The 21,148-nt window shown below is 47.1% G+C and carries 20 protein-coding genes; 17 read left to right on the top strand and 3 right to left on the bottom strand.

Annotation, left to right across the window (positions count from 1 at the left end; all coding sequences use genetic code 11):
- Positions 1 to 283: 283 nt before the first annotated feature.
- From RJP21_RS18045 to RJP21_RS18030, 5 genes are all read left to right on the top strand, one after another.
- Positions 284 to 1,069, top strand: a complete 786-nt coding sequence (locus RJP21_RS18045) for a nucleotidyltransferase domain-containing protein (RefSeq protein WP_310860510.1) — start codon at positions 284 to 286, stop codon at positions 1,067 to 1,069.
- Between the two features lie 253 nt (positions 1,070 to 1,322).
- Positions 1,323 to 1,409, top strand: coding sequence for a hypothetical protein (locus tag RJP21_RS31300; RefSeq protein WP_397386241.1), 87 nt, complete (start codon positions 1,323 to 1,325; stop codon positions 1,407 to 1,409).
- A 115-nt stretch (positions 1,410 to 1,524) separates the two neighbouring features.
- Positions 1,525 to 1,977: a hypothetical protein gene (locus RJP21_RS18040; protein WP_310860509.1), complete on the top strand. Its 453-nt coding sequence runs from the start codon at positions 1,525 to 1,527 to the stop codon at positions 1,975 to 1,977.
- A gap of 62 nt (positions 1,978 to 2,039) precedes the next feature.
- Complete coding sequence (locus RJP21_RS18035) at positions 2,040 to 2,324, top strand: CD3324 family protein (protein ID WP_310860508.1); 285 nt, start codon at positions 2,040 to 2,042, stop codon at positions 2,322 to 2,324.
- 333 nt (positions 2,325 to 2,657) lie between these two features.
- Positions 2,658 to 3,629: an alpha/beta hydrolase fold domain-containing protein gene (locus RJP21_RS18030; protein ID WP_310860507.1), complete on the top strand. Its 972-nt coding sequence runs from the start codon at positions 2,658 to 2,660 to the stop codon at positions 3,627 to 3,629.
- A 227-nt stretch (positions 3,630 to 3,856) separates the two neighbouring features.
- On the opposite strand, the gene RJP21_RS18025 is transcribed toward RJP21_RS18030, so the two are convergent.
- Positions 3,857 to 4,669, bottom strand: coding sequence for a class I SAM-dependent methyltransferase (locus tag RJP21_RS18025; RefSeq protein ID WP_310860506.1), 813 nt, complete (start codon positions 4,667 to 4,669; stop codon positions 3,857 to 3,859).
- A gap of 575 nt (positions 4,670 to 5,244) precedes the next feature.
- Here RJP21_RS18025 and RJP21_RS18020 point away from each other — a divergent pair.
- The 6 genes from RJP21_RS18020 to RJP21_RS17995 all read left to right on the top strand — a co-directional run bounded on the left by RJP21_RS18020 (position 5,245) and on the right by RJP21_RS17995 (position 10,743).
- Positions 5,245 to 5,982 carry a hypothetical protein gene (locus RJP21_RS18020; protein WP_310860505.1) on the top strand — a complete coding sequence of 246 codons (738 nt, stop codon included), beginning with the start codon at positions 5,245 to 5,247 and terminating at the stop codon, positions 5,980 to 5,982.
- Positions 5,983 to 6,129: 147 nt separating this feature from the next.
- The gene (locus RJP21_RS18015) at positions 6,130 to 6,537 is read left to right on the top strand and encodes a BlaI/MecI/CopY family transcriptional regulator (RefSeq protein WP_310860504.1); all 408 of its coding nucleotides are present in this window, start codon (positions 6,130 to 6,132) and stop codon (positions 6,535 to 6,537) included.
- Between the two features lie 3 nt (positions 6,538 to 6,540).
- Positions 6,541 to 8,418 (top strand): M56 family metallopeptidase, encoded by a 1,878-nt coding sequence (locus RJP21_RS18010; RefSeq protein ID WP_310860503.1) that lies wholly within the window; start codon positions 6,541 to 6,543, stop codon positions 8,416 to 8,418.
- A gap of 280 nt (positions 8,419 to 8,698) precedes the next feature.
- Positions 8,699 to 9,334 (top strand): TVP38/TMEM64 family protein, encoded by a 636-nt coding sequence (locus RJP21_RS18005; RefSeq protein ID WP_310860502.1) that lies wholly within the window; start codon positions 8,699 to 8,701, stop codon positions 9,332 to 9,334.
- A 352-nt stretch (positions 9,335 to 9,686) separates the two neighbouring features.
- Positions 9,687 to 10,250: a sigma-70 family RNA polymerase sigma factor gene (locus RJP21_RS18000; protein ID WP_310860501.1), complete on the top strand. Its 564-nt coding sequence runs from the start codon at positions 9,687 to 9,689 to the stop codon at positions 10,248 to 10,250.
- Complete coding sequence (locus tag RJP21_RS17995; protein WP_310860500.1) at positions 10,240 to 10,743, top strand: DUF3600 domain-containing protein; 504 nt, start codon at positions 10,240 to 10,242, stop codon at positions 10,741 to 10,743. Before RJP21_RS18000 ends, RJP21_RS17995 begins: the two co-directional genes overlap by 11 nt.
- A gap of 273 nt (positions 10,744 to 11,016) precedes the next feature.
- Here the strand turns inward: RJP21_RS17995 and map are convergent, their stop codons facing one another.
- The gene (gene map / locus RJP21_RS17990) at positions 11,017 to 11,763 is read right to left on the bottom strand and encodes a type I methionyl aminopeptidase (protein ID WP_310860499.1); all 747 of its coding nucleotides are present in this window, start codon (positions 11,761 to 11,763) and stop codon (positions 11,017 to 11,019) included.
- Positions 11,764 to 11,767: 4 nt separating this feature from the next.
- A complete protein-coding gene (locus RJP21_RS17985; protein WP_160041747.1) occupies positions 11,768 to 12,370 on the bottom strand; it encodes a TetR/AcrR family transcriptional regulator in 603 nt (200 codons plus the stop codon).
- Between the two features lie 336 nt (positions 12,371 to 12,706).
- Between RJP21_RS17985 and RJP21_RS17980 the strand changes: the two genes are divergently transcribed.
- From RJP21_RS17980 to RJP21_RS17955, 6 genes are all read left to right on the top strand, one after another.
- Entirely contained in the window at positions 12,707 to 13,039 is a 333-nt protein-coding gene (locus RJP21_RS17980; RefSeq protein WP_310860498.1) for an iron-sulfur cluster biosynthesis family protein, read from the top strand.
- Between the two features lie 845 nt (positions 13,040 to 13,884).
- Positions 13,885 to 15,714 carry a sensor histidine kinase gene (locus tag RJP21_RS17975; RefSeq protein WP_310860497.1) on the top strand — a complete coding sequence of 610 codons (1,830 nt, stop codon included), beginning with the start codon at positions 13,885 to 13,887 and terminating at the stop codon, positions 15,712 to 15,714.
- Positions 15,711 to 17,309 (top strand): response regulator, encoded by a 1,599-nt coding sequence (locus RJP21_RS17970; RefSeq protein WP_310860496.1) that lies wholly within the window; start codon positions 15,711 to 15,713, stop codon positions 17,307 to 17,309. The genes RJP21_RS17975 and RJP21_RS17970 overlap by 4 nt, the downstream gene beginning before the upstream one ends.
- A gap of 155 nt (positions 17,310 to 17,464) precedes the next feature.
- Positions 17,465 to 18,415 carry an ABC transporter permease gene (locus RJP21_RS17965; protein ID WP_160041753.1) on the top strand — a complete coding sequence of 317 codons (951 nt, stop codon included), beginning with the start codon at positions 17,465 to 17,467 and terminating at the stop codon, positions 18,413 to 18,415.
- 21 nt (positions 18,416 to 18,436) lie between these two features.
- Positions 18,437 to 19,363, top strand: coding sequence for a carbohydrate ABC transporter permease (locus RJP21_RS17960; protein ID WP_310860495.1), 927 nt, complete (start codon positions 18,437 to 18,439; stop codon positions 19,361 to 19,363).
- Between the two features lie 168 nt (positions 19,364 to 19,531).
- The gene (locus tag RJP21_RS17955; RefSeq protein ID WP_310860494.1) at positions 19,532 to 21,037 is read left to right on the top strand and encodes an extracellular solute-binding protein; all 1,506 of its coding nucleotides are present in this window, start codon (positions 19,532 to 19,534) and stop codon (positions 21,035 to 21,037) included.
- Positions 21,038 to 21,148: the final 111 nt, after the last annotated feature.

Raw genomic sequence — 21,148 nt, 5'->3', positions numbered from 1 at the left:
GAACAGGGCAACAAGAGCTCGTTATGGAAAGAAAATCTTTCTGTACACAAAATGAGGGGATTTTGGAGAATCTTTTTCCTGAAACGACAAGGACATAAACGCTTAAAAGCCGCATTGTTGCGGCTTTTTTGTATTCCAACTTCTTAGTGACCGCGAGCTCAAGGCAAACGCTCTTTTAGGGAACCGCCGGATGTCGTATTTATTCTACTTTTGAATATTAGATGGGATCATGATATGATGGCGTAATACCCTTTTATGGGATATCATTTGAGGAGTGTTGTCAATGCTTTTACAAATGCATGAAGATTTTATTATCCAAGCAAAAGAAAAACTTAGTCAAGACGATCGTTTACTTGGACTTCTTGCAGGAGGATCCCTGATAACAGGTAGTATGGATGAATACAGTGACTTAGATTTTATTGTCGTTTACGATGCTTGCTACAAAGAAGAGATCATGGAAAACCGTATGCAATTTGCAGAAAAATTAGGACATTTATTATCTGCCTTTACAGGCGAACATGTAGGAGAACCGAGGCTTCTGATATGCTTGTATGGACAACCGCTGCTACACGTTGATATAAAATTTGTTACCATTCAGGAACTTGAACAACGGGTAGAGAATCCTATAATCCTTTGGGAAAGGGGAGAGGAAGTTAGTCATTTATTTCAAAAAACAGCTCCGAACTTTCCTTCCCCTGATCCACAGTGGATCGAGGATCGATTTTGGATATGGATTCACTATGGTGCGTTAAAACTTGGAAGGGGAGAATTGTTCGAGTTGATCGATCACCTTACCTTTATGCGTAACACGGTACTTGGGCCATTGCTGCATATGAAGAACGGCGAACTTCCAAGAGGGGTACGAAAACTCGAAGAATATGAGGGCGAAGAACTTGATGAACTTAAAGAAACGATCCCAGAATACAGTACAGAAAGTTGTTACCACGCTTTAAAAAAGACCATTCATCTTTATCAACGACTTCGTCAGCATTCAGGGAATCTCGAATTTAAAAGTGAAGCGGAGCAAGTTTCAATGGATTACTTGGAGTCTGTTTACTCTTCTAAATAACCGCGCAGCTGCGGTTTTTTTTAACGATGTATGTTATTGTCAAAAACCGAAGACAAAGCCTGAACCAGTAGAACATGTCATCCTTTTCATTAAAGCGGAAAAGTCGCGAAGCAAGTGAATAAATATATAAAAGTCAGATTAGGAAGTCGTGAAATGGCGTTCCCGACGCATATTGTATCGGCAGGCGGCATAAGCCCACGACGATGGTTGGGAATATCCCGGTGGGACAACAGAAGTTGAAGAAAACCTGTTGATGGGCGTGATCCGTGAAATTAAAGAGGAAAGCGGAATAGACACCACGGTCAGCCAATTAATTAGTGTTGTTTCGAATATTCCATAAGCGGTATGACGGTGAAACGGATGTGCCTACGAGGGCCATGCTTCGATTTTGTTTGTAATGATGTGGATGGAGCGTTACTATTTCTGATGAGACAAGCGAATGCAGGAGGGTTCCAATGGAACATGTTCTGGATTTGATTGCCTTACCCGCAATCCGAATGCGTTATGAAGCTAATTTGAACTTTAACGGCTCAGTGAATTATAAGGGGTACGTCACTGCGCAATGTCAGAATGTAATGTCAAGCTTCTTAAAAATCATTGTTCTGACAGAAAACATTAGTTCAAAGTCAACCAGGAGCAGTTTGCCACCGTGGCAGCTGCTCCTTAAGCTATTGGGCAGGAATTGTGGCAGCAATGGATTCGCATTGCTCCAAAGGACTGAATTACTCTTTAGTAAATCAGTCAGTGGTTACAGGCCGAATTCATTGAATATGGTATACTGGCAAAGAAAGAAAATAAGGGGGTGCTTTACTGATGGAGAATCTCTTGAGATTGTCTGTGACTTCTTTCACTCATGCGAAGCCAATATTGGAGAAGCGTTACTTTGCATGGGGCGAAATGATTACTAACGCTTAACATTTTTTCAATATTTGGCTTTGCACCTTATTTCCAAAATAAGGAGTGAAGCGAATTGAAATATACGAATGCAAAAAAAATATTACCCGAAAAGCTTATTAGAGAAATCCAAAAGTATGTCCAGGGAGAGACCATTTACATTCCTAAACAGAAGAAGGAATATAAACATTGGGGAAGTTTAAGTGGCGGAAGACAGTGGTTAGATCGCCGAAATGCCGCTATTAGACACGATTTTAAGAGTAATAACAGTATTGAGCAGCTTGCTAAAGACTATTTTCTCTCCATTGAAACCATTAAGAAAATTGTTTATTCGGAAAATAAAAGTAGCGAACGGCACTGATGAAGGTTTCTTCATCGGTGTTTTTTAGTATAAACTTCTGCGGCAAATCCTCCTTAATCTCGTAAGATAAACTCCCCCTAAACGCGGTCTGTCTTCCTTGAATGACGTCGATAGATGTTTTTTATGTCGAATACAATTCTAAGTTATTGTTTACATTTCAATCGCTTCATGTGCTCTTTAGAATATATCTAGGACGACAGAGGAACCGGTGACGCGGGAGAAAGATGCACCTTTTAAATTCGATCCCAGAAGGGAATGCTGAACCCATCCTCATTCGAATTCGGAGAGAGCAGCAATAGATGGAATGAACAAGAAAGCGAGGAATCACTAACGATGAACGAACAACAAAGCAGGAGCAGACATTTGGTCGACCAGGAGATTATCCGTGCGATTGATTTATTTCCGACAAGCGATCTTACCGAAAGCACGCTAATGGAATCCCGGGAAAACTCAGCAAAAATGTTACCGCAAACCGATATCACGCAGCTGTTTCCCGTCACGTTTGAAGAAAGGGCGGTGCCAAGTTATTTTGGCGGTCCCGATATCCGCATAGAAATCATTAAACCCCGTGAGCCCAAATATGATCAAATGCCTTTGTATTATTCCATTCACGGTGGGGGAATGGTTATGGGCAGTCCGGTCGGTGATCGTCAAGGAAATGCGGCACTGGCTGCGCAACATGGTTTTTGCTGCGTATCTGTGTACTATCGCCTGGCACCGGAACATATTCAGCCAAGTCAATTGCAGGATTGTTATTCGGGCCTGAAATGGTGCATTGAACATGCCGGGGAATTGGCGATCGATACACAAAAAGTTGCCGTTGCAGGCAGCAGCGCAGGCGCCGGATTAGCAGCCGGTCTAGCCCTATACATTCGCGATCAGAAGGAATTCAACATCCACCATCTGCGACTGCGCAGCCCTATGCTCGATGACCGGACGAGTATTTCGCCAGAACATCCGTATGCCGGCGAGTTTGTTTGGACAAAGGGAAGCAATTATTTCGGCTGGAAATCGGTATTAGGGCATGAGCCCGGTCAAGAGGGGACAAGCGAGTATTACGTGCCTGCACGTGCAAAATCGCTAGCCGGTTTACCTCCCACTTATATAAGCATAGGCAGCATTGATTTGTTCATAGATGAAGCTTTAATGTTTGCAAAACAACTGGCTTTTGACGGTGTCTTGGTTGAATTGCATGTATTCCCTGGCTACCACCATTTGGCTCCCATGTTTCCGAATGCGCATTTTTCTCTAGAAGGCGCCAAATCAAGTGAGTACGCCTTACTGAAAGCCCTAGAGTTACTGTGATTCACTTTAAATCTTGCCCGGCGGCTGAGCGTTCAGGTAGGGAGTAGGAGAAGCATTCCCAGCAAACGCTCAGCAGGGCGATAATAATACCTTCATTCTGACGGGACCATAAGTACGTATATCCGTGTTCTCGAATTGGCGCCACTGCTACGGACAGGATTTTCAATCAGGAACGCCGCATATTTGAGGGTGCAAGATCTGAACGCATAAAGAGGAACCATCGGATACTATAGTTTTCTTGCCTTGATTACAAAAGTGACAGGCAGCATCTTTGCTTTTTTAGCAAAATCGCTGTTATCGTACCGCGATTGCATCATTTCATCATCCGATTCCTCAATCAGCTGTTCAATGACAAATCCCGCTTTTGCCAAGGCATTTATATAAGTTGATAGTTTACGGTCCGATAATGTTAGCGTACCTTCATCAAGAGAAACCGAATACCAGGATTCATCGAAATAACATTTTTTAAAAACAAGCATATTATTTTCTGCAGCAACACATTTGTGTATAGGGTGAGACCAACTGAAAATAAATACGCCGTCTTTTTTCAGGTAGGAAGCGATTCGGCAAAACGTACCCTCAAGGTCGGTGGTCCAGCCTATGGCATAAACCGAATAAACAAAATCGAAATAATCCATCGGTATGCCGCATTCTTCTTCCATGGGAGAGCAGATAAAGGTTGCCGAAAGGCCGCATGCCGTCAAATGTTGCTTTGCTTTTTCGATCTGTTTTTCGGATATATCCAGAGCCCATAATTCAGATGCATTGCGTTCCCCCTGATATTGCAAGGAATGACCGGTTCCACAGCCGATCTCCAACATCTTTTTCCCTGAGACATCGCCAAAAAGTCGGCATTTTTCTTCTGAGACAAATGCTCCATAGTTAGGAAGCGAGGTTGCTCCCAAGATTTCATTTCCTTTCGTGTCCCAAAAGATGCTGTTTGTTTTATGTATTGAATTTGTATCCATGTCGACCGAGATGGCGCTGCCAACCTCGCCGGCACCTATAATGTTTGTTCTATAAACCGAATTTTTGTCCATGCCGATGCCCTCCCCAAATTTAAAAAATATGAGCCTAAACGTATATCCGGACCTGCGCGTTATCCCAATAACACATATTGAACACGAACTAATGATCCCCAAATAATGTACCATTTGTTTATGAACAATTCCACCCAAAATTATCCAAAAGATGTCTATTTCTCGCAAGCATGAACAACCTTTCGTGTGGCAATGGTACCCGCACTTGATATATACTCTAACACTTTGATATCAAACTGTATGCAACCGAACTGATTAGTGGCTGTTGACATTTTCTTTAAGGCTTTAGAACCGAAAGGGGAATCTTAAATAGCAAGAAAAGCCTTTTTTGAGTTGCTGCAGCTCATCGGTACGAAATGAATGAAACGGCTATGAAATAAGTGAAAATCTCCAACATGAACGCTTAAACCCGCGGTTGTTAGAGGTTTAATCATCCACTGAAAAACAAACTGTCGGTATAGCAAGATGTATTTTATAAAAAAAGGGTTGACACCTTTCAACTACAACTGTAGTATAAATTAATGTCAACTACAATTGTAGTTTACTAAACAATCCCAGGAAAGGAGCATTACATAATGAATGTAGCAACAAAAGCAGCAATCGTAACATTAAGCAGTGTATTACTGCTGGGTTCCTCAGCGAGCTTTGCGGCGGAAGCGAAATCTTATAAGGAAGCTCAGAAAGAAGCTGCTAAAAAAACAGCCGAGGCGACCAAATCTATACCTGAAAAGGACAAAAAGTTTATCGAAGAGGAGATCAACAGAATAAAGGAGCTATCCAAAAAGCCAGGCGAATCGTATGTCCTATATCATAAATATCCTCAATTAAATAGCGGACTTTCACTTAGCTATTGGGGACTGGTGGAAGAGTTCTCTTCTTACGAAGCCTACTTGAAAAGAGCTTCCACATTGGAGGGTTCGATCCTGAAGCAGCCTGCAAACCTGCCAGCCGGATACAAGTTCTTGTCAGCGACCATCGAAGGTCCAACAAAAGGGAAATTCGTTGATGAAGTAAAGGCCGAAGGCAAAAAAAGCGGCAAACCCATCTATGCAAAGAAAATAGAGTGGAAGGAAGCGGCGGATATCCGTCTCAAGTATACGAACGGAAAGAGCACGTTAACTTTCTCAAAGTATACAAAAGATCCGGAGGGAAGCAAAAAGCAAGGGTTCTTTAACGATACGCTTCCTGCGAACATCTATCCAAAATCCGTTTTCTGGTATGATGGCGGCAAATACGAATACGGGGTCTCTGCCACTTCGGATATCCCTAGAGAAAAGAAAATCGCGATGCTGAAGGCTGCGGTAAAAAAATAATATGTTTGGGAAGCGGCGCGGATTTGTGCATGTAACAAAAATAGGGAATCTTATCTCTATATAAATGTTGACATCACCAAACTACAAATGTAGTATGAACTATACTACGTATGTAGTCAAGGCGAATGAACTTTGGAGGTTACATGCATGAAACAAATACCATCGGTTACGGATGCAGAACTGGAAATTATGCGGGTGTTATGGGCAAATCCTGATTGCCCTTCCAGTGAAGTTGTAAAGCAACTAACAGACAAAATGGGCTGGAGCCCGAATACGACGCGGACGCTCTTGAACCGATTAGTGCAGAAGGAAGCAGCGGGGGCAAAGCTGGAAGAGGGTTCAAAGCGCACCCTGCTGTATTATCCCATCATCAGCGAGCAGGAATTTTTGTTGTCCGAAACCACATCCTTTATGAAAAAGCTGTATGGCGGGGCATTAAAACCGATGCTGGCCAACTTATTAAAGGATAGAAAGCTGAATGCACAGGAAGTCGAGGATCTGAAGGCTTTATTTGACGAAAACCGTAGCGACGGCGAACCGGGAAAAGAGAGATAACTGATGAGTCCAACATTGCAAGCGAATTTATTGTCCGTTTTTGGCTGGGTGATTCGCGGATCATTTATGGCCGGCATTTTGGTTCTACTTGTCCTGATCGTGCAATTTCTATTCAAAAACAAGCTTGAAGCAAGATGGAAATATTTGATTTGGTTACCTGTAGCGATCCGTCTGCTGCTTCCTTGGGCGCCGGAATCTTCGCTTAGCTTATACAATGTTTTGTCTTTGGAGGCCATATCGCCCGGATTTCATCAGAAGGCCCAGGATCCCACGGCATTTATGAATGCGGGGATCGCAGGGGAGGCGGCGGTTCAAAGGAATCGGACCTTAAGCCCGGAATCAAATGGAGCCGCCGTGCCTGCCTCATCCAATGAACCGGGGAGCGTGCAGAAAAGCGGTTTTTGGTGGAGTGAGATCAAAAATATGAGCTTCATCCATATGCTGTTTGCGGTATGGCTTGCGGGCGTGTTATTCCTTTCGGCGAAAACGGTATTTGACCAGAACCGATTGAAACAAGCCTTGCGCGCAGGGCGAACCATCGATACTCCTTTTTTATCGGCAATCTTTCAAGAAACGAAGCATCTATTTGGCATAAAGCGCAAAGTGCGGTTTGTCGCATCGGAACGGATTCCCGGACCAGCCGTAGTCGGTTTTCTTAAACCTGCTGTCGTGATTTCGCCAAGCCTGCTCGTTACGTTGCAAAAGGATCAGCTTCAATTGATTTTGGCGCATGAATTTGCGCATATTCGGCGGCGGGATGTGGCAATGAACTGGATGATGCACATGATCTTGATTCTCCACTGGTTTAATCCACTCCTATGGTTCGCTATACATAGAGCAAGGCAGGATCAGGAGATTGCCTGCGATGCATGCGCCTTGGACCGGATGAGGCCGCAGCAAAAAAATGCATACGGGCAAACGATTATTCATGTGTTGGAGCATTTGTCGGTCAGTCATTACCAACCGGGTCTTGCCGGCTTGTCCGCCACACATAAAGAAATGAAAAGGAGACTTATGATGATCCAACATTTTAATAAAAAATCCTACCGCTTGTCCATTCTGGGTATGGGGATGATTCTCGCGCTTGGCAGCGTGACATTGGTCAACGCGAAGGAAAGCGGCGAAGAAAGCGCACCGCAAAAGGCTTCTATGCAATTGCAGCAGAATTCAAAAGTTGCCGTGGACAAAGAGAATGATATTATTTATCCCGAGGGAAACATAGACCGCGAGCTCTATAAGAACGAACTGGAAAAAATTCAAAAAAAAGTTGAAGCGGCAGCCAAGGCTTTAACTCCAGAGGAAAAGAAGTATATCGAAGATGAGACGAATCGAGTGAAGGAACTGAGCAAAGAGACAGGTGATATGTACGTTCTGTATCATAAATATAAGGATCTTAATAGCGGACTCGATCTCAGTTATTGGGGAGGGATAGAAGAATTCTCTAGTTACGAGGACTACTTGAAAAGAGCTTCCACATTGGAGGGTTCGATCCTGAAGCAGCCTGCCAACTTGCCGGAGGGGTATAAATTCTTGTCAGCGACCATCGAAGGTCCAACAAAAGGGAAATTCGTTGATGAAGTAAAGGCTGAAGGCAAAAAAAGCGGCAAACCTATCTATGCGAAGAAAATAGAGTGGAAGGAAGCGGCGGATATCCGTCTCAAGTATACGAACGGAAAAGACACGCTGACTTTCTCAAAGTATACAAAAGATCGGGAGGGAAGCAAAAAGGAAGGTTTCTTTAACGATACGCTCCCTGAGCATATCTATCCAAAATCCGTATTCTGGTATGACGGCGGCAATTACGAATACGGGGTCTCTGCCACTTCGGATATCCCTCGTAATAAGAAAATTGAAATTCTGAAAGCTGCGGTAAAAAAATAACGCGTCAAGCGATCCGTTTTATGCATCGACCCATGTCGTCCTGTTTACACAGGATGGCATGGGTTCTTTGTTGTTGCCGGCACCTAAAATGCCACGAAATGGAACAAAAAATGCTTGGGGAGATACTACAACACGTCCGATATTCAGGTGAATGAAAATAACGGCTCAGGTTCGTGATCAAGCAGGCAACGTCATTGGCCTACTTGTACAGACATGCCCGGAAACAAGTGATCTTGTAGTATAATGAAATCACTTGAAGTTATAGGGGGAATCACATTCTATGTTTGGCGCTGAGATCAGCATCACGGAGTATTTTACGGAGCAAAACATCGAACTCTTTTTGGAGCGTTTCCGCTCGCTGGGACCGCTGCCCGGCATAATGTTAACTTTTTTGAAATCCTTCGTTCCGCCGCTTCCTACCATCGTGATCGTTGGCGCTAATGCCGCCATCTATGGATTGTGGCTGGGTTTTTTATATTCGTGGATCGGCCTCGTAACGGGCAGTTTGCTTACGTTTTGGCTGATTCGCAAAGCGTCGGATACACGCTTTATTCGGCGCTGGGCTGCCAAGCCCAAAGTCCGGAAGGCCATGTCGTGGGCGCAGAGGAACGGGTTCAGCTACGTTTTTCTCCTCAGCATGCTCCCGATCGGACCGTTCGTCGTCATTAACATGGCCGCGGGATTAACGCGAATGCCGACGGCTTCCTTTGCGGCAGCCGTAGCTCTAGGCAAAGGAGTCATGGTATTCTGCGTTTCCTATATCGGAACGCATCTGTCCGATTTTATCCACCAGCCCGTCAAGTTTATCGGAGTGGCGTTGTTTATTGCGGCTTCCCTATGGTTGAACCGGAGGTTGCAGGCATATTTTACGTCCATGGCGGCTGTGACACCCGAGCCCGCGGACACCATGAAATAAGGCGGGGATAGAACGGGTTAGATAATAAATTATGGAACGTTGCGTCCCCTGGCCGTTCGGCCGGGGATTTGTTCTATAGCGCTTAACCGTAATGGATATATGTTTTTAATTATGAAATTCAAATGAGGGCACCCAAATCGGGTGCCTGATTTCGCTTTATAAATAATAAGACGAAGTCTTTTGCAAGCAACGGGGAATTTCAGGTCCGGCATGCTTCCGGGGCATGATTTTGGTGATATACCTAAAGAAAATGCCTTAAACGGCGAATATCTTCAAATAGTTTATTCTTTTACTGAACCTTTTTCCCCACGGGAGCGAATTAAAGGTTGTAACACGTTCAGGAGGGGCCCCCATGAATGATAAAGAGTTACTTCCGTGGCTTGAAAAAGCGACGCTCGGCGACGAGTCGGCCTTTCAGCTAGTGTATCAGGCGACTCACCAAGACGTCTATCGGACGGTTGCTTTTCTCGTCTACAACAAACAGGACATTGAGGATATCGTGAATGAAGTTTACATGCGCATGTGGCGGTCGTTTCACAAGTACGACCCGAACCGGCCGTTCCGGTTTTGGTTGCACGGGATCACGGTCCGCCTTGTCCAGGATTGGAAAAGAAAGGCCTGGCGGCGAATTCGTCTCTTTGAACGAAACCGCCAAATGACATGCGAACAGTCCGACTGGACGGACCAAGCCGTCCTGCAGTCCGAAATGCAGCATGAGCTGTTCAGCCTTGTCCGCCAGTTGTCGTACAAACTACGTGTGGTCGTCATCCTGCGCTATTTTCACGACTATACTCTGGAAGAAATCGCAGACATTCTGCAGATCCCCGTTGGCACAGTGAAATCCAGGCATCATCTGGCACTGAAAGAACTCCGGAAGCGAATCGAAATAACGGGAGGAGACGCGTATGTCCATTGACAAGGAATTGCGTGAAGAGCTTCGCCAGGTGGCAGATTCGATGCGCTGCCCGCCCGATTTGTATGGACGTGTAAGGCAGTCCTATCAACACTATGCGAACGAAAAGAGAGGTAGATCCCCAATGAAAAAACGATTGCTTGCAGGTATTGCCGCAGCAGCAATCCTGATTCCGTCCGCCGCATTTGCTGCTTCCTATCTAGCCGATGAAATATTCGGTTCCGTTAAAACCATTGAACAGCACGACGGTTCACAGGAAAGTTATCAAGAAATCGAGGGAATGCTTCAAACAGCAAAAGGCAAGCTTACGGAAAACGAATTCAAGGAGTTTATGGAGCTGTTCAAGCAGATGGCGCAATTAAAGCTGAAGATGACCGATGAAAAAGGAATCAAACATGAGGAAAAGCTGACCAAAGAAGAACAGCAGCGGTTTGAGCAGCTCGTCTCTAAGCTGGCCCCATTCTTCGATAAGATTAACGGAACCGGCAAGCCGTAAGAAAATGAAGCAGGGACCCGCTCGATGTAAATCATTTTCATGCAGCGAAAGGCTTGGATACACAAACGTGATTTCAACATGGTATTATGAAGAGCCAACAAATCATTAAACAAAGTCCGCTGCACGTAAAATACGCAAGGCTGCCGTCAGCAATAATCAATCGGCAGCCTTATTGTATTTAAAACCGCGAACAGCGGCCGATTCTTTTGCCTGAAATCCGGAAGAGGAAATCACCGCTCGAAATGAAATTTGAACCAATAAACGGATTGAATTCTATTGTGCGGTCAATATAATCGGGCCATCCGCAGTAATCGCGATCGTATGCTCGTACTGTGCGGAAAGCGAGCCGTCGGCGGTTCTGGCGGTCCATCCGTCGGCATCAACCGTCATGGACGCTTTTCCGGCATTGATCATCGGCTCGATCGTAAGAACCATCCCTTCCTTCAAGCGGAACCCTTTGCCCGGAGTCCCGACGTGAGGATAATTAGGTTCCTCGTGCATCTCCCTTCCGACGCCATGACCAAGCAGATCGCGCACCACCGAAAATCCGTTTCGCTCGGCATGGGTTTGAACCGCGTGCATCACATCGCCGATCCGGTTTCCGACGACAGCTTTTTCGATACCAAGATCCAAACATTCCTTCGCTACCCGCATCAACTTACGGGCTTCTTCCGACACCTCGCCGACCGCATAACTCCAAGCTGAATCGCCGACCCAGCCATCCGCCTCCGCGACGATATCGATCGTGACGATGTCGCCTTCCTTAAGCGGCTCCCGGTTCGGAAAACCATGCGCGATAACGTCGTTGACGGACGCACATGTCGCATACGGATATCCGTTGTAGCCGATCGTATACGCCTTGGCGCCATTCTCCTTCAGGAACCGCACCGCAAACGACTCGATATCGAACGTCGTGATACCCGGCCGAATCATGCCTGCGATGGCTTGGTGAAAAGCAGCGACAATTCGGCCGGCTTTTCTCATTTCCTCAATTTCGGCTTTTGATTTCAATGTAATCATTCCATTATCTCTCCTTTGCCTGTATGCCTGAAAAGATCATATCGACGATGCCTTCCACATCCATATCGCTTTGCATATTGTGGTGAATGTTCAATGCAGTGCAGCCAACAAGCGAGCCAAATATCAGGTTAGCTGTTTTCTCTGGTGATTTGGATCGGATTCCTTCACGAATCATTTCCACAAACGGTAAATAGATCCGTTCCTGAAAATGGTCAGACAGCTTGATAAACCGGTTTCCCGGGAAGTGATGAAAATTATCCGCAACCGCTTTAAGCAAAATAAATACGGAAGGATCCTGGATGCACTTCTGCAGAAGCAGTCTGGAGAACGACTCGGCTTTTTGCAAACTGCTGCCGTCTCCCGTTAGAACGGGCAGGACTGCCGATTCCGCTCGATCCAGGGCATCCCACAATAAATCTTCCAGAAGCATGTGCTTATTTTTGTAATAATGGTACACGGTTCCGTAGCCGAGCTCTGCCTTGACCGCAACATCGCGTATTTCCAAATGAATGCCCTTCTCCAAATATACTTCCGCCGCCGCTTTCATAATTTGGTTCATCCGCAACTCCCGGATCGCGTCATTCTGTTCTTTGGTACGTGGTGACATGGCTCCTCCTTTTTTTTGACCTGCGGTAATGTCGATGTAAAACACTATACATCATTGGGGAGTAAGGATCAAGCACATCGATCCGCCTATTTTTTCGGATACAGCATTAATCATATGGATTGAACTAAAGCTTTGCATTGAAACTTCATGTTATAACGCCAATTCGGCCCATAGTTCATTTTATCCAGCAAAGGTAAAGAGTCGGGAAGATTGCAGAAGTGAAAAGGGGTTGAAGCAACTACAGCATGAGCATAAAGTATAATAATATTATTGTTTGCAAAAACAGCGTTGTAACTGCTGTATCAAAAGAAGACGACGCAAGTGGGAGGCCGGAATATGATCATATTAATTGATCCTTACACGGAAGAAAGACTAGCAAAAAGTTTGGCGGGACGTCCCGGTTTTTTTAAGCTTTTTTATGATACCGAAAATTGCGGGTGCAACGGGGTATTGGCCATTGAGATCATTGAGCACCCCCTTGAAACCGACATTAAGATTACCGTAAAAACATTTACTTTTCTGGTCGACAAGCAGCAGGAAAGCTTGTTCGACAAAGTGTTGAAGCTGGAGGCGGACCGGGCATACCCTTCGTTCAAGGTAACCAGCGATTCGGCATTGTACAGTACCAATGTCAGAATCAAAGACGTCAGGGACATCGCTAATACGTAGCGCAATAAAGGGGAGGACAAGAACATATGTATCGTTAGCCGAAAATGACAAGAACATATATGGTTAACCGATGTTGACATGTGTGATCAATTACACATCCGGATCAAGCCCCTGAGGGTAATGATTTTATCGGGGCTCCCTCTTAGGGGAGCTCCTTTTTGAATCTATTTCCCTAACTTCATGTGGCTTTTTAACCGTCTGATGTGTCTAATAAAATATATTATTCAACTCCTGGAGGGATATCATGAAAGACCCAAGAATAGAACAACTTGCCAGAAATGTTGCTACATACTCTGTAAATATGCGGCGGTTTTGAACCGATTACGCCGGGAATGATATAAGGATTTTCAGATCAAGACATTATCTAGTCGATATAATGCGCATTCACGAATCGAATGAGAAATTGTATGGAAAATCGTCTTCCAAATCCGTGGGCAGATAGACTTGGTCCATGGTATAGGCATGTACAAAGGAAATCGCTCCTTTAAATGGTAGATTGGTCGTTTCCAATTTACAAGGGGCGATTTTTTGCATATGTATTTCGAGTGAATAAGCACGAAATGGCGGAGAGAACAAAGAAATGCATGAGTCAACCGCAGGACGCCGTCGAAAGAACGCTGACATGGAGGAGATCGTTTGTATGAAAACGAAGATGTTAGGCGGCTCCTGTCCAGAAAGACAGCGTGAATAGCGGATACGATGAGAGCGGCATCCCATTTTAGCGCAGATGGTGACTAATGGTATTGCCGAGGACCGGTCCGCCGGGCAAGAAGGGGGGATCATATTGCACCTGTAGTCAGAGGATGGGTTCAGCAGTACAAAGATGAAAGGGAGGTGAATGGTAATTGGCTTGGCTGTATCGTCAATATACGCGAAAGATTCAAATGCGGCTGACGATTTATTTCCTGCTTCTATTACTGCCGCTCGTCATCGTAAGTCTTTATGTCAATTTCCGGTCCCAGGCTATTCTCCTCAAGCAGGCGGAGGAACGGACAAGAGGGGCGCTAACCTCATCGATGGACTATATTGATCTATCGCTGCAAAGCGTGGAGGAGCTATCCACCATCGTGTCCACTGACGACCGGATGCTAAGGCTGATCAATGACGTTGGACCGACACTTAATGCGCAGTCGTATGTCAATTTTGCCGATCTGTTGAAACAGTTGTCCGGGCTGACCTCGGTCAACCATTTGATATCCCATGTTTCTCTATTCCATGCCCCTTCGCATATGCTGCTGTCGACAACCCAGGGAGGAAAGCGGATCGAGGACGCGCAGCAGCGTCGGGAACTGAACGAAATAGCCGAGACCAAAGGGACCGGTATCGTCTACATGACGCCGGATTATCCCTTTCCCGAAGGACAGACCCTCGGTTCCGTAACAGGAACAGGCAGCGTCTCGCTCGTGCGTACCATGGACCTGAACAATCCGGATCGTGAGCCCAATCTCCTTCTGATCAGCTTGAACAAGACCCGTCTGCTTGATTTAATCCGATCGCTGCTTCCTTCGTCCAGCGCCCGGATCGATCTGTACACCGATGAAGGCAAACTGGTGACCAGCACGGGGGATCAAGCCAAGGAGCTAACGAGCGTATCCGCTGCCGAGCCCGGAGAGTTCATGGTTCGGGTCACTTCCCGTTACTCCAAATGGTCGCTCGTGCTCGTTCAGCCGAAGGCGGAGCTTTATAAGGAAACGAACGTGACGAGATTTTTTACGTACATCATTATCGGTGTGAGCGTGCTGCTGGCGGTTCTTATTTCATGGGGTGTTTACAGCGGAATAGCCTCGCCGATCCAGCGGCTGATGAGAGGGATGAAGTCGGTCGGAAGCGGCAATTTCAGCATACGGCTGAAGGAGGATCGAGATGACGAACTCGGATATTTGACGCATTCCTTCAACCGAATGGTCGAGGAGCAGCAGGATTTGATCAAAAACTATTATGAGCAGAAGCTTAGATTCGCTCATACAGAGCTGAAATTTCTGCAGTCGCAGATCAATCCCCATTTCCTCTATAACACGCTGGATTCGATCTATTGGACAGCCAAAAATTACGATGCCGAAGAAATCACGGAAATGGTCCTCAATCTCTCCAGCTTCTTTCGGCTAAGTCTAGGTAAGGGAAAGGAAACGTTCACCGTCGAAGAGACCGTTACCCATCTTCATTACTATATCCGGGTCCAGCAGCTTCGATTTATGGATTCGTTCACGGTCCGCTATGAGCTTCAGGAGGAGACGCGGCAAATCCCGCTGCTGAAGCTGGTGCTCCAGCCGCTGGTGGAGAATGCGATTGTACATGGACTGGAAGGTTGCCGCGAAGGGGAGCTTATCGTTGCAAGCTACCTCCAAGGCGATAATCTCGTCCTTGAGGTTCGCGACAACGGCAAAGGGATCCCGGAGGAACGGCTTCATTATATCCGCGACGAACTGGAACGGCTATCCGCATCTGAATCCGGTCCTTTCTCTTATTTGGAGCACGGAGCGAAGGACCTCTATGGATTGCGGAATGTGCATTCACGTATCCGCATCTGGTATGGATCCGGCGCAGAAATGACGATTGAGAGCAGACAAGGCTCCGGTACTACAGCTGCCCTCATACTGCCGCTGGATCGGTGTCAGGACGAATATAAGCCGAATACGACGATGACTACAGTACAACAAGGGGTGAAGACCAATTGAACTTATTGATCGCGGAAGACGAGGACCGGCTGCGGAACAGCCTTGCTTACAATATTGTTTGGGAAGAGCATGGAATCGAGGTGGTGGGGCTGGCTGAGAACGGGTTGCTCGCCCTTGAGTTGTTCGAACACCGGAAGCCGGACATCGTGCTGATGGACATTCAAATGCCCGAGATGGACGGTATTGCCTTGATCCGTGAAATCCAGCGCAGGGATGCCATGGTCAAGCTTATTATTTTGAGCGGTCATGACAATTTCGAATATGCGCAGATTGCGCTGGAACATGGTGTCGTGAAATATTTGCTCAAGCCTGCGGGCGAGGACGAGATTGTAAAGGCGGTGCTGGAAGCCTCGGACCAGCTGCGGTTGGAGCTGGAGCGGCTCAACCATCAGATAAGGCTGGAGGAGCGGTGGGAGCAGCATTTGCCATATATGAAAGAGATGTTTATACAGCATTGGATAAGCGGCAAATACGACCCGCAGCAAGTGCTGGAGATCGGTCGGGATCTGGGGATCGAACTGGGTCATGACTGGAAGTACACCGTTGTCGTTCTGGACATGGATGATCCGACGGCAAGGGAAGCCGGCCCCGGTGATCGGGATCGGAGAAGGCTGATGTTCTCTCTGAACAGACTCGCAACAGAACTTTTAAGTTCCGTTTCAGCGTGGATTGCCATGGACACAAATGAACGCACAGTCATCCTCTTCCATGCACCAGCCGGAGAAGACGAGAACCGGGAACTGCTCACGGTCAACACGATTGTCGATCGTCTCCTCTCAAGGCTGAAGGAAGTGCTGAAAGCACCTGTCAACGGAGGAATTAGCGGCGCAACCGGCGGGCGGGAGGATGTCAACAAGCTGTATTTACAAGCGGTGAAGGCGCTTCAAAATCGGATGCTGTACGGGTCCGGGATTGCGATACCCTACCGGGAAGAGCGGCGGGCGGAATGTTCCGGGCTTGAGGTGCACCCGCACATGGAGAAAACGCTTGAAATCGCTCTGGAAACGGGGGATGAAAGAAAAGCCCGGGCCATCGTCGATGAGATGTGGGATACAAATCTTGGCCAGGCGGTGTCGCTGGAAGAGGCCCGCGAATATGTACTTTATTGGAGCGGTTTGCTGATCCGCATGATACAGAAGGCGGGATGGAGCGTCAAGGAAGTCACAGGCGACGACTATGCTCTGTTTCAGAACTTGCAGCTGCTGTCGACGAAAGAGCAGGTGCGCGGCTGGATCAACCGTACGATCGAAGCGATTGTCGCCCAGGTGGAGCGGCAGCGGAAGGCAATCAGTCACCAAATGGTCAAGCGGATTCTGAACATGGTTGAGGCCGAAATCGACCAGGAGATTACACTGCATACGGTAGCGAGCCGGATGTATGTCAACTCTTCCTATTTAAGCAGGTTGTTCAAGCAGGAGACAGGGAAAGCGTTCTCAACCTATGTCGTGGAACGAAGAATGGAACTGGCGAAAACCACGCTGCAAAAAGGCGCAAAGGTATACGATGCCGCACGAACCGTCGGATACCGTGATGTGAGCTACTTTACGAAGGTGTTTCGCAAATATTGGGGCGTGACGCCTAGGGAGATCAAATAAACAAAGATGTCGGTATCTCAAGCAGCCTTATTTTTGAACATGAAATTACCGAAAAAAGTAATCGCTTTCATCTACCGACCGACGTTTGATGCGCTTACACTTATAACAAATTCTCCCTTCAACGGCGAAGAGGAATAAGAAGGAGGTGAGTCTCCATGGGCTTACGGGCATCCCCTAATCCGAAGGAACGGACAGGCAAATTCAGAAGGGCTGCCATCGACATCCGCAAAGATTGGGATCTCTATCTGGCCTTACTGCCGGGAATCGCATTTTTGATCTTGTTCAAGTACACGCCCATGTACGGCATCGTCATTGCTTTCAAGGACTTCAATATTTTTGATGGCTTGGCAGCAAGCCCATGGGTTGGATTCCATCATTTCGAGAAGCTGTTCGCTTCCGATAGCTTTCTGCAGGTGTTCCGCAATACCCTGATCATTTCGGTGTACAAAATCGTGTTTCTGTTCCCGCTGCCGATCATCATCGCCATCCTGCTGAACGAGCTCAGAAATATGATTTTCAAGCGTTCCATTCAGACGCTCATCTATCTTCCGCATTTTTTGTCCTGGGTCATTGTAAGCGGCCTGTTCATCGATCTGCTTTCCGTCAATGGCGGGATGGTCAATCAATGGATCACGGCGCTGGGAGGACAGCCGATTAAATTTTTTCTGGACAGCAGCGTATTTCGCTCCGTAATCGTAGCATCAGCCGGCTGGAAGGAGACGGGATGGAGCACGATCGTCTATTTGGCGGCGTTGACAAGCATCGATCCCCAGCTGTATGAAGCTGCGAAGATGGATGGCGCCGGAAAATGGAAAATGACGTTGCATATTACGCTGCCTGGTCTTATTCCGATTATTCTGCTCATGTTCATTTTGCGGCTCGGTTCCGTGCTTGAGGCCGGAACGGAGCAGGTGCTTGTTATGTATAACCCCAGCGTGTACAACGTCGCCGACATTATCGGTACCTATGTGTACCGGATCGGATTAGGCGAGCAGGATTACAGCTTCTCTACGGCGGTCGGGCTGTTTGAATCGGTGATCGCTTTTATTCTTATCGTAACAGGCAACTCCCTGAGCCGAAAATATTTGCAGCGCGGCATTTGGTAGAAAGGAGCTGACAATCCCGTTATGAATTCCGTCAAGCCTGAGCCGCAACCTGTTCCATCCCGTCGGCGAGGCATTCGGTTATCCTTGTCCGAGCGCATCTTTCAAGTGCTTAACATCACGTTTTTCGTACTGCTCGCAGTGTCGACCGTTGTGCCGTTTCTCAACCTGATCGCCAAGTCGCTCAGCAGCGAAGCGGCCGTTGTATCCGGGATGGTAGGGATTTTGCCCGTAGACATTCAGTTCGGTACATACCGCTATGTGCTGACGCAGAGCAGCTTTCTCGGCTCGCTGCGCGTTTCGGTTACCGTGACCGTGCTCGGTACGCTGCTGGCGCTGGCAATGACAACGCTGGCTGCATATCCGCTATCCAAGAAGCGGCTTCGCGGAAGGAAATTTTTTATTCTGATGTATATCTTCACGATGCTGTTTTCAGGCGGGCTGATCCCCACCTATCTGCTGATGCAGAACCTGCACCTGATCGACAAGCTGCCGGTGCTGTTCCTGCCGGGGATGATCAGCGTATACAACATGCTTATTATTAAAAATTACTTTGAAGGTCTTCCGGACAGTCTCGAGGAATCTGCGAAATTGGACGGAGCCAGCAATTTATCGATCCTGTGGAAGATTACGCTGCCGCTCTCGCTGCCGGTGCTGGCGACGATTGCCCTGTTCTACGCGGTTGCATTCTGGAACGATTATTTCGCTTCCCTGATCTACATTAATTCACCTGAGAAAAAACCGCTTCAGTTGTACTTGAAAGAGCTGTTCGTTACGTCCAGCGACACGTTTTTGAAATCGGGCAACTGGGCCGACAACGCCATGAACAGTTCGCCACAGGCCATTCAGGCAGCTTCGATCATACTCGCGACAGTACCGATTCTTCTCGTGTACCCTTTCCTGCAAAAGTATTTTGTGAAAGGCGTTCTTATCGGTTCCGTCAAGGAATAGCCCCATGAACCAGGCAAAATGCAACATCAAAAAGAAAGGGGGTGAGAAGGTTACGCTGAAGGCTGTCTAAAGTGATGCATCGGCCTGAATGATGAAATGTGCGGACAAATTGAAATCAGCTGCAGGAGCGTGTAAAAAGAAGTCTCTAAATATAGAGGAGGGGTTATCATGAATCGCAAGAAATTATGGAGAATATCAGCCGTGGTAAGCATTGCAGCAGCGATCGCCGTTAGCGGTTGTTCAAAGTCCGGTCCGGCCCAATCGAATAATGCGGGAGAAAAGCAAGGAGAAGGAGGAAAGCCGCAGCTACGAGAATTGATGCAGTACAACCGCTTCGAACCCGGTTCGGACCCCGTCGCCAAATATTTGAAAGAGAAAACCGGCTACGATGTGAAGTACGACATGCTGCCGGTAGAGAATGCCGATGAGAAGCTGAACTTGCTTATGGCCAACAAGGAGCCATACGACTTCATGAAGCTGACCCCTAACCAATTCGCAAAACTGTCTACCTCGGGTGCGCTGGAGCCGCTGGACGATCTTCTGGATAAGTATGGAAGCAACTTAAAAAAGGTGATCAGTCAAGCTTCCTGGGATGGAGCCAAAATCGACGGACATACCTATGCGATTCCGGAAGGCAGTTCCGGCGTTGCCACGGGTACGGCGCTCGTGTACCGGAAGGACTGGCTGGATGAGCTTGGATTGAAAGAACCGACGACGCGTGACGAGCTGTATAACGTATTAAAGACGGTCAAGGAGAAGAAAGGCGTCATTCCGATTGCAGGTGGAAAAGACCCCTTTCAAGGTGAAATAGCCTCTACCTTCGGCTGGATGTACGGCCCTTCGACCTACTGGAAGGAATCGAACGGTGAAATCGTCCATTATGTGGATGATCCGACAACCAAGGAATATTTGGCTTTCATGAACAAGCTGTATAATGAGGGCTTGATCGACCCCGAATGGGCGATCAACCAATCCAATACGGTGATTGAGAAATTTACCAGCGGCAAAGCATTCATGTACCGCGCCGGATGGTTTGACGCTGAGAATATCAATACGGCTCTGGCGAAGAGCAATCCGGATGGCAAGATCGCCATTCTCCCTTACATGAAGGGAGACGACGGCAAAGCCGCCCAAGCCGGCACGGGAGGAATCTCATGGTTTATAGCGATTCCGAAGTGGTCGACGAACAAGGATGAAGCAATGAAGTACCTGGATTTGAAGATGGACGAGGAAATCTTCAAGGGGAATGCGCTAGGCATCGAAGGAACACATTATAAAGTGGAAGACGGCAAGTATTACCCCATTCTGCCCAAGTTTAACGAAGAATGGAATAATGGCAGCGCATTCCTGACCGGAGTGGATGAAACCAAATATCCAACCTACTGGGAAGCTCGCGTCAGAAAGAACAAATACGTTCAAACCTATTATGAAACCTACCAGAATAACGCGAAGGACATTCTTTTCGGGGACGCACTGATCACCGCGCCGCCGATTCCGGAAATATCAAAAAACGTTCAAAAGCTGCAAAAGCAGGCGGAGGATACGTTCATTAAGTACATTACCGGCGCGGAGCCGTTGTCGGGGTACGACAAGTTCGTGGAGCAGTGGAAAGCCGATGGGGGCAGCGAGATGATCAAAGCGGCCAACGACTGGTATAAGTCGAGCAAAAAATAGTTGCGTTCGTACCTCGTGACCGTTCCGATAAGATTAATAATGAAGCTGCATCCGTTGCCATGACGGATGCAGCTTTTTACATGCCGGTCCACGTTGTTCTAGTGTGTTGAC

This window comes from Paenibacillus sp. VCA1, assembly GCF_031583795.1.
In the GTDB taxonomy this organism is placed as follows: Bacteria; Bacillota; Bacilli; order Paenibacillales; family Paenibacillaceae; genus Paenibacillus_AQ; species Paenibacillus_AQ albilobatus.
The sequence above is the reverse complement of the archived record's forward strand: the minus strand, read 5'-3'. Positions and strand labels throughout refer to the sequence as shown.

What these genes read in the sequence shown, in the direction of transcription:
- RJP21_RS18000 (WP_310860501.1), top strand. Translation starts at nt 9,687, where the DNA reads ATGAATGATAAAGAGTTACTTCCGTGGCTTGAAAAAGCGACGCTCGGC.
- RJP21_RS18015 (WP_310860504.1), top strand. Translation starts at nt 6,130, where the DNA reads ATGAAACAAATACCATCGGTTACGGATGCAGAACTGGAAATTATGCGG.
- RJP21_RS17960 (WP_310860495.1), top strand. Translation starts at nt 18,437, where the DNA reads ATGAATTCCGTCAAGCCTGAGCCGCAACCTGTTCCATCCCGTCGGCGA.
- RJP21_RS18045 (WP_310860510.1), top strand. Translation starts at nt 284, where the DNA reads ATGCTTTTACAAATGCATGAAGATTTTATTATCCAAGCAAAAGAAAAA.
- RJP21_RS17995 (WP_310860500.1), top strand. Translation starts at nt 10,240, where the DNA reads ATGTCCATTGACAAGGAATTGCGTGAAGAGCTTCGCCAGGTGGCAGAT.
- RJP21_RS18025 (WP_310860506.1), bottom strand. Translation starts at nt 4,669, where the DNA reads ATGGACAAAAATTCGGTTTATAGAACAAACATTATAGGTGCCGGCGAG.
- RJP21_RS31300 (WP_397386241.1), top strand. Translation starts at nt 1,323, where the DNA reads ATGGGCGTGATCCGTGAAATTAAAGAGGAAAGCGGAATAGACACCACG.
- RJP21_RS18010 (WP_310860503.1), top strand. Translation starts at nt 6,541, where the DNA reads ATGAGTCCAACATTGCAAGCGAATTTATTGTCCGTTTTTGGCTGGGTG.
- RJP21_RS18005 (WP_310860502.1), top strand. Translation starts at nt 8,699, where the DNA reads ATGTTTGGCGCTGAGATCAGCATCACGGAGTATTTTACGGAGCAAAAC.
- map (WP_310860499.1), bottom strand. Translation starts at nt 11,763, where the DNA reads ATGATTACATTGAAATCAAAAGCCGAAATTGAGGAAATGAGAAAAGCC.
- RJP21_RS18020 (WP_310860505.1), top strand. Translation starts at nt 5,245, where the DNA reads ATGAATGTAGCAACAAAAGCAGCAATCGTAACATTAAGCAGTGTATTA.
- RJP21_RS18030 (WP_310860507.1), top strand. Translation starts at nt 2,658, where the DNA reads ATGAACGAACAACAAAGCAGGAGCAGACATTTGGTCGACCAGGAGATT.
- RJP21_RS18040 (WP_310860509.1), top strand. Translation starts at nt 1,525, where the DNA reads ATGGAACATGTTCTGGATTTGATTGCCTTACCCGCAATCCGAATGCGT.
- RJP21_RS17985 (WP_160041747.1), bottom strand. Translation starts at nt 12,370, where the DNA reads ATGTCACCACGTACCAAAGAACAGAATGACGCGATCCGGGAGTTGCGG.
- RJP21_RS17980 (WP_310860498.1), top strand. Translation starts at nt 12,707, where the DNA reads ATGATCATATTAATTGATCCTTACACGGAAGAAAGACTAGCAAAAAGT.
- RJP21_RS17955 (WP_310860494.1), top strand. Translation starts at nt 19,532, where the DNA reads ATGAATCGCAAGAAATTATGGAGAATATCAGCCGTGGTAAGCATTGCA.
- RJP21_RS17965 (WP_160041753.1), top strand. Translation starts at nt 17,465, where the DNA reads ATGGGCTTACGGGCATCCCCTAATCCGAAGGAACGGACAGGCAAATTC.